Source organism: Lentihominibacter faecis (assembly GCF_014306095.1).
Taxonomy (GTDB): domain Bacteria; phylum Bacillota; class Clostridia; order Peptostreptococcales; family Anaerovoracaceae; genus Lentihominibacter; species Lentihominibacter faecis.
This window is the reverse complement of sequence record NZ_JACRWC010000113.1, coordinates 1-7,021: the sequence shown is the minus strand read 5'-3', so window position 1 is coordinate 7,021 and position 7,021 is coordinate 1. Positions and strand designations below refer to the sequence as shown.

Annotated in this window: 7 protein-coding genes; 2 read left to right on the top strand and 5 right to left on the bottom strand. The window is 44.5% G+C overall.

All coding sequences use genetic code 11. The annotated features are described in order from the left end of the window. Nucleotides 1–249, top strand: a 249-nt coding sequence (locus H8876_RS09725; protein WP_249287581.1) for an integrase core domain-containing protein, incomplete at its 5' end; no start/stop codon positions are given. 108 nt (nt 250–357) lie between these two features. Further along, nucleotides 358–996 carry an HAD family hydrolase gene (locus H8876_RS09720; protein WP_249287580.1) on the top strand — a complete coding sequence of 213 codons (639 nt, stop codon included), beginning with the start codon at nt 358–360 and terminating at the stop codon, nt 994–996. A 104-nt stretch (nt 997–1,100) separates the two neighbouring features. Here H8876_RS09720 and H8876_RS09715 read toward each other — a convergent pair whose 3' ends face one another. The 5 genes from H8876_RS09715 to H8876_RS09695 all read right to left on the bottom strand — a co-directional run. Then, the gene (locus tag H8876_RS09715) at nt 1,101–1,676 is read right to left on the bottom strand and encodes a TetR/AcrR family transcriptional regulator (protein ID WP_249287579.1); all 576 of its coding nucleotides are present in this window, start codon (nt 1,674–1,676) and stop codon (nt 1,101–1,103) included. Between the two features lie 209 nt (nt 1,677–1,885). After that, nucleotides 1,886–2,572, bottom strand: a complete 687-nt coding sequence (locus H8876_RS09710; protein WP_249287578.1) for a class II aldolase/adducin family protein — start codon at nt 2,570–2,572, stop codon at nt 1,886–1,888. 16 nt (nt 2,573–2,588) lie between these two features. Then, nucleotides 2,589–4,079 carry a xylulokinase gene (locus H8876_RS09705; RefSeq protein ID WP_249287577.1) on the bottom strand — a complete coding sequence of 497 codons (1,491 nt, stop codon included), beginning with the start codon at nt 4,077–4,079 and terminating at the stop codon, nt 2,589–2,591. 59 nt (nt 4,080–4,138) lie between these two features. Then, nucleotides 4,139–5,572 (bottom strand): aspartate aminotransferase family protein, encoded by a 1,434-nt coding sequence (locus H8876_RS09700; protein WP_249287576.1) that lies wholly within the window; start codon nt 5,570–5,572, stop codon nt 4,139–4,141. Between the two features lie 27 nt (nt 5,573–5,599). Further along, nucleotides 5,600–7,021 (bottom strand): MFS transporter (locus H8876_RS09695; protein WP_249287575.1); only part of this gene is annotated, 1,422 nt, incomplete at its 5' end.

Sequence of the window (7,021 nt, the reverse complement as noted above, 5' to 3'; positions counted from 1 at the left end):
AACGACATCTGCCATAAGCTGATCAAACCTTTTACACCAAGGCATAATGGGAAAGTAGAACGCAGTCATCGCAAAGATAACGAACGATTTTACGCCACTCATAAGTTTTATTCCTTTGAGGATTTTTCAAAACAGCTGCAGCGATACAACTACAGGGATTACAATCGTTTTCCTATGCGCCCGCTGGGATGGAAATCTCCTCAAACTGTTTTAGATGATTTCGTGCTTGATGGTGTAACATATGTTTGACAAACCTACATCCAAGGCTTTCAAATATTGACAATCAGCGATTCCAATGGTATTGTTAAAGAGAATAAGGCTTGTCTTATTTTATGATACACAGGGAGGCGATAAAGAATGAATATCAGCGGAGCAATTTTTGATTTAGACGGAACGCTTCTGGATACAACAGAAATCTGGGAAGGCGTAGCCGCACGATACATCACATCACTGCGAAAGACTCCAGAGCCGGGTCTGCGTGAGAAAACCAAGGCAATGACCCTGCCGATGCTTTGCAGCTATTTAAAGGACGAATACCGGATCGCAACGACGGAGTCCAAGATAGCGAAAGGCTTCAATACAATCCTTCGGGAAGATTATCTGGAAAGCGCCGACATCAAGCAATATGTGCCGATCCTTCTGGAAAAATTCAAGCAGAAAGGTGTTGCCATGTGCATAACGACATCTACCGATAAAGCTATCGCCAACGAGATCCTGGTACGCCTGGGGATCCGCGACTACTTCACATTCATCATGACCTGTGAGGAAGCAGGCGGCGACAAGGAAAGTCCAAAGGTATTTCTGGATGCACACAAAAAGCTGGGCACACCGAAGGACGAAACCATAGTGGTCGAAGACGGACTGCTGGCCATCCGCGGCGCTAAGGAAGCTGATTTTTACGTCATTGCCGTTGCCGATAAAAACGAAGAGCAGAACAAAGCGGAGATCCAGGAACTTTCCGACCGGTATATCGAAAGCTTCGAGGAACTGCTGTAATCTTATCCCGGTTTCTGCTGCCATATCAAAAACTGCAAAGTCCCCGCCGCAGACGTTTCTCTGCATGCAGGGGCTTTTTTCATTTCTGAATTTATTATCGTTTTTTAGCGCATCATGTCTAGGATGCCGCCGATATTGTCGCGAAGACTGGTCTCCCATTCTTCCTCCGGTTCAAGGATCACGATGTGCATGAAGGCTCCTCCAATGCTATGCTCGATCCACTGCCGGGAATATTTTTTTCGAAAATCCCACTTGTCCTGAATTCGATCCAAAACCGCAGAAATCGCCTCATCATATGCTTTCTGTATCTGACGACATTCCTCATCCTCCATCAGCATACGATAAAACACAAATGTGGTATTTTTATATTTTCGCACTGCCTCCATTTGAAACAAAATGACTTTCATAAAACATTCTTCTGGATCATTTTCTGCATCAATATCCAAGGAATCAATCATCTCACACAGATCCTTCAGACCATCTTCCATGATCAGTTTGATCAGCTTCTCCTTGTTTCCAAAATAATTAAAAAACGTCGTTCGCGAGATCATTGCTTTCTCGCAGAGCATTTCAATGGAGGTATTGTAATATCCGTTCTCCTCAAAGTAATGGAGTGAATCGTGGACAATCTTGTCCATGCTCATGGCCTTTTTCTTTTCTGTCAGGCTCAATTCTTTCATGCCTTAACTCCTCTTTCTCTCTTATCAATATCCTTATCATACCCACTTTAACAGTCCTTTGCAAGATATATGCCCTGTATTATTCTTGAAAATACCAGTATACGTTGTATTCCTCTGAAAATTTCTGCTGTAATGCAAAGAACGACACAACGTGCCGCCCCTTACATCTTACATTCATTATTACTTATCTATACTCTTTGAGAGGGAAATCATGATCTCTTGTTTTCTAGATTTATTATGTTTTCTATTTCTTTAATTCTCATCTGTTCTCCAAATTCCCGAAGCGCCTTCACTTCTTCCTTAGGGATAGGAGACGGCTCTCCCAGCTGCCTGGCAATATATAACGTCTGAGCCACCTTCTCCACTGCTTCTGCAACAGAAAAGGCTTTCTCCAGACCCTGCCCAAAAGCAAGCACACCGTGATTTGCTAAAAGCACTGCACTATAATTGCCCAAATATTTATCAAAGTCTCTATAGATCCTGTCCGTTCCCGGTGTTCCATAAGGCACGACCGGAACCTGACCAAAGGTAACGTTCATTTCTGTCAGTGCATCGGAAACGATAGGCATGCCGTTGATGGCATAAGCCGTCGCATAAATGCTGTGATTATGAACGACTGCTTGAACATCCGATCTGACGTGATACACCTCCAGATGCATCTTTGTTTCAGAAGACGGATGCAGGTTCTCCGGCTGATACAGGATATTGCCTTCCATATCCGTTTCAATGATCATTTCCGGAGTCATGATCTCCTTGTTGATTTGAGACGGCGTGATCAGCATTTTATCTTCATATCGCACTGACACGTTGCCCTCGAACATGTTGACCATCTGTAAACGATATTCTTTTTTGACAATATCAACGATACCCTGCTTCAGTTCATCTAATCTGCTCATATCTGTACTCCTTTTTTTATTCAGCAGCTTCCATCTTCTTTGACAGATCCTTGACCATATCATAGATCTCATAAAAGAGCTTATATTTTTTCGTATAAAGTTCTGCTTTCGTCACATCCGGAGAATAACTTTTATCTACACCGATAAAGCTGCCCGTATCGTCCATATCACACCAGCCCAGTCCGACCGCCGCTGCGATCGCTGCTCCGACAGCTCCTGAATGACGTGTTTCCTCAGGTACATGAACCGGCATCTGCAGCACATCTGCCATGATCTGCATCCACTGGGAAGATAATGAGCCGCCGCCATTGACGCTGATCTCTGAAATATCCTTGCCGGCATCTTTGCGATAGAGATCGATCTGACCTCTCATGCTGAAGCAAAGGCTTTCCAGTACTGCACGGATAAAATGAGCTCTAGTATGCTTTTCGCTGATATTAAAAAACATGGCACGGACATATGGATCTGTGATCGGGAACTGCTCGCCGAACAGCCAGGGTGCAGCGTGCAGACCTTCGCAGCCCGCTGGTACTTTTGCAACTTCTTCATCGATCAGTTCATAGATCCCGCTGCCCAGTTCCTCTTTTTCTTTGTGATAAAACTTGTCAATGACCCAGTCGAACATCAAGCAGCAACTGTTGGTGCAGCCTCCATAAATCAGCAGTTTCGGATCAATACTGTCCAACAGATACGAGCCTTCCGATCCATCGCATGCCTGACTGATAAGTGCTGACATCCATCCAGAACTTCCCAGATAAATATGAGCGTCACCTTCTTTACAGCAGCCACATCCTGCGCTCGCTGCCGTAACATCGATCATGCCACCGAAAACCGGCGTACCCGTAATGAGTCCCAAATCTGATGCACCCTTTTCATCCAGCGCAGCGTACTTCTCACAGGCCGCTACAGTCGGTCCTAGTTTTGCAGCATCGATATCAGCATACGTCGCATCTATGTATGTCTGTATCATCGGATCCTTTTTCGCGATTCCCGGATGATCATGTTTTACCGCCATCACACCGGTCGCCTTATACTGGAGGTAACTGTTACAGTCCAAAAAATATGCTGTTTTTTCATAAATATCCGGCCGATTTTCTTTGATCCACAAAAGTCTTGACTGATGGTCCTGACTCCTTACCAGATCCATACCGCATCTGGTATTGATTTCTTCTGCCTGTTTTTCCGCTCTGCCGTCCAGCCAGCTTATGGCATTATGCAAAACATTCCCGTCCTTATCCACTGGAATAATATTAACCGCCTGCACGCTAAAAGATAATGCTTTGACATCCTCCGGCATGGCACCGGAATTCGCCAAAACTCCGTGAGTAACCTCACAAACGGCATCCCAGTAATCTTTCGGGTCCTGTTCTACATAAAGAGGCTGTGGTTTATAAAGAGGATACCCTTTTTCCTGTACTGCCAGAATTTTTCCTTCTTCACTAACCAGTGCCGCCTTCACACCACTGGTACCAAAATCATATGCAGCTATACATTTCACAGTTATCATTATGGCACTGCACACATGTACAGTGCCATTCTTCCTTTCTTTCGCTTAGATTCGATTTTTTATTCGTACTGACTAAATACACGTTCATACACAGCCAATGCATCATCCAGAATGTCAATACTTCCATAAGGCAAATATGTTTTTCCGCCGTTAGCAATGATCAAGCCTTCTGCAGCCAGCGCCATGGAAAATTCAATATAATTCATATACGCATCCTCTAACTGGCTCTGGAATTGAGGATCTTTGCTATCAATGCAATATGGGACATGCTGTACGCCGCTGACGTCAATGTGCAGGATCGAGGAGTGGTGGTATATGATAGCTGGTACATCGTATTTCTCACTAAGGTCCGCAATACCCCTCATGAAGTAGTCGGAAGCCTTGTCCAGTGCATCGTGCACGTTAAGGCGTTCCAGTTCTTTGATTACCGTGATGCCAGCCAGAGAAGTCAGAGGATTAGCAGTCATAGTTCCTCCCACCTTGACTTTTATATTATCACTGGCATCTACACCAGCCGTCAGCATAGACATGATTTCCTTTCTGCCGCCGATACCGCCGGAGCCCGCATAGCCTCCGCCGATGATCTTTCCGAATACGGTCAGATCTGGGCTTGTACCAAAGATCGACTGTGCACCGCCCATACCAAGACGGAATCCTGTTACAACTTCATCGTAGATCAGCAGCATACCGTATTTGTCGCACAGTTCCCGTGCAGCCTTGTGATATTCCTTAGTCGTTGGTACAGCGCCACTATCCTGCCCAACAGCCTCCATGATAAATGCAGCAACACCGCCTTCGTTTTCATATTTCTTGATCATAGCTTCCAGCGCTTCCACGTCGTTGATCGGTACTTCATGAGTGTTCTGGAAGCATTCTGCCGGAACGCCGTTTTTCATTGCTTCCGTTGTACAACCGTCGTTGTATACCAGCTGATCGCTCCATCCATGATATCCACCAGAGAAGCGGATGATGTGCTTCTTTCCTGTAAAGGCTCTCGCCAGTCGGATCGCAATGATGTCGGCTTCTGTACCGCTACCCAGAGCGCGGAACAGTTCTACCGTTGGATAATATTTCTTGATAAGCTCAGCCAATTCTCTTTCATAAACGCTGTACAGTCCGGATACCGGTCCGTTTTCTCTGATCTGATTGATAGCAGCATCTCTTACTGCAGGCCAATTGTTTCCGAGAATTGTCGGACCTCCCGCACAGAGGAAATCGATGTATCGATTTCCATCAATATCATATAAGTATGGCCCATCTGCCTTCTCGATCGCCAGTGCAAACGGATGATTATTTGCCAGGTTATGTTGAATTCCTCCCGGAACCGCATTCTTAGCTTTTTCTGTTTCGATTTTAGATTTTGCACACTTATCATTAAAGTATTTCATATACTTCTCTACAGCACTCCGTTTGAGATGCTTTCTTTTTTTCATCAATTCCTGTGCCTGTGCATGTACAGCAGCATAATCGTACTCATTTAATAATTTGGACATTCTAAATACCTTCCTTGTGAATTATTTTTATAAAATTTTATCTATTTCAGGATCCACAAAATCGATTTCTCCTGCACGTCGTCTCTCATTTGCTGCCTGTAATCTCGCATAAACTTTCTTGTTTACCGGATAAACAATAATGCAAACGATAGAAATTGCTAAACAGATTGCCAGGAAAATCGTGGAAATGTTCTGGATTCCACTGACTGCAGAGGCACTCTGCACTTCTTTTGAAGCATCATATCCTACCATTGCCAGAACAATTCCGATCACCTGCAAGCCCACAGCATTTCCGAACTTCTGAATCAACTGCGGGAAAGAAGTGATGCACCCTGCTCTACTCTTACGATTCTTATACTCATCCAGTTCTATCAGATCATAGGAGAAATCATAGAACAGACACCAGAAACCAGCCAAAGCGAATCCGTTCAGTGCAGTTAATACATATACCATGAATAAGCTATCCACACCTATAATCCTGCATATTACAACGCCGACCATTGTGATCCCAAAGGCTACCAGCACTGCTACTTTTCTGTCCCACTTCGTTGCGATCATCGTAAAGACCGGTGAAAGAATGAAAAATGCCAGCAGTGTCATAACGGCAGTACCTGCCAGAGCCTCCGGATCAACTCCCGCTGAATAAATCAACAGATAGTTGGTATTGGCCGAAACCATCGCAGATCCAAACAGATAGAAGAATACCCACGGAATAAAGAATTTCATCGGCTTCAGTTTCAGAATATCCTTGTAAGTCTTTAAGATATTTTCCGGTTCCTGATCAATAGCTTTTTCTATAAATTTAACATTTTTAATGGAAAAGTAGTTGATCAGTCCAAATATAATGGAGATCACACCAATGCATCCTGCAGCCATGGTCCAGCATAAAGTATCCGATACACCCATGCCTCCAAACAATCCTATAAAGAGGATCGGGAACACACATCCGCCGTAAATAACGAAACCGTTCATCGTGGAAGATACGCCACGAATCTTCGTCTGTTCATCGTAATCGTCCGTCATCTGCGCACAGCAGGAATAGTATGGAATGCAGAACGAAGTATAGGAACACCACATCAAAGAAGATACAATGACATAGTAAGCAAACTTAAAGCCCTGACTTCCATCTACAACGACAAACGTACAGGTGAGCAGGATACCTGTAAGCAATCCGCCGACCAGCATGAACTTCTTCGGATTCACCTTCGGATGGTCAACGATCCAGCCCAGGATCGGGTCTGTGATAGCATCTACACAAACGGAAATCAACGAAACTGTTCCTGCCATTACAGGATTCAAGCCTACAACATTCGTGAGAAAGATCACAAAGTAAATGTAGAAACAATTGTACACAATAGATTCTGTTGTTATCCCAGCTTCATAACCCAGCTTGCGCAGAGGCGTCAGAGCTGTATTCTTCTCTGGGCTGTCTCTTATACACATCTGACG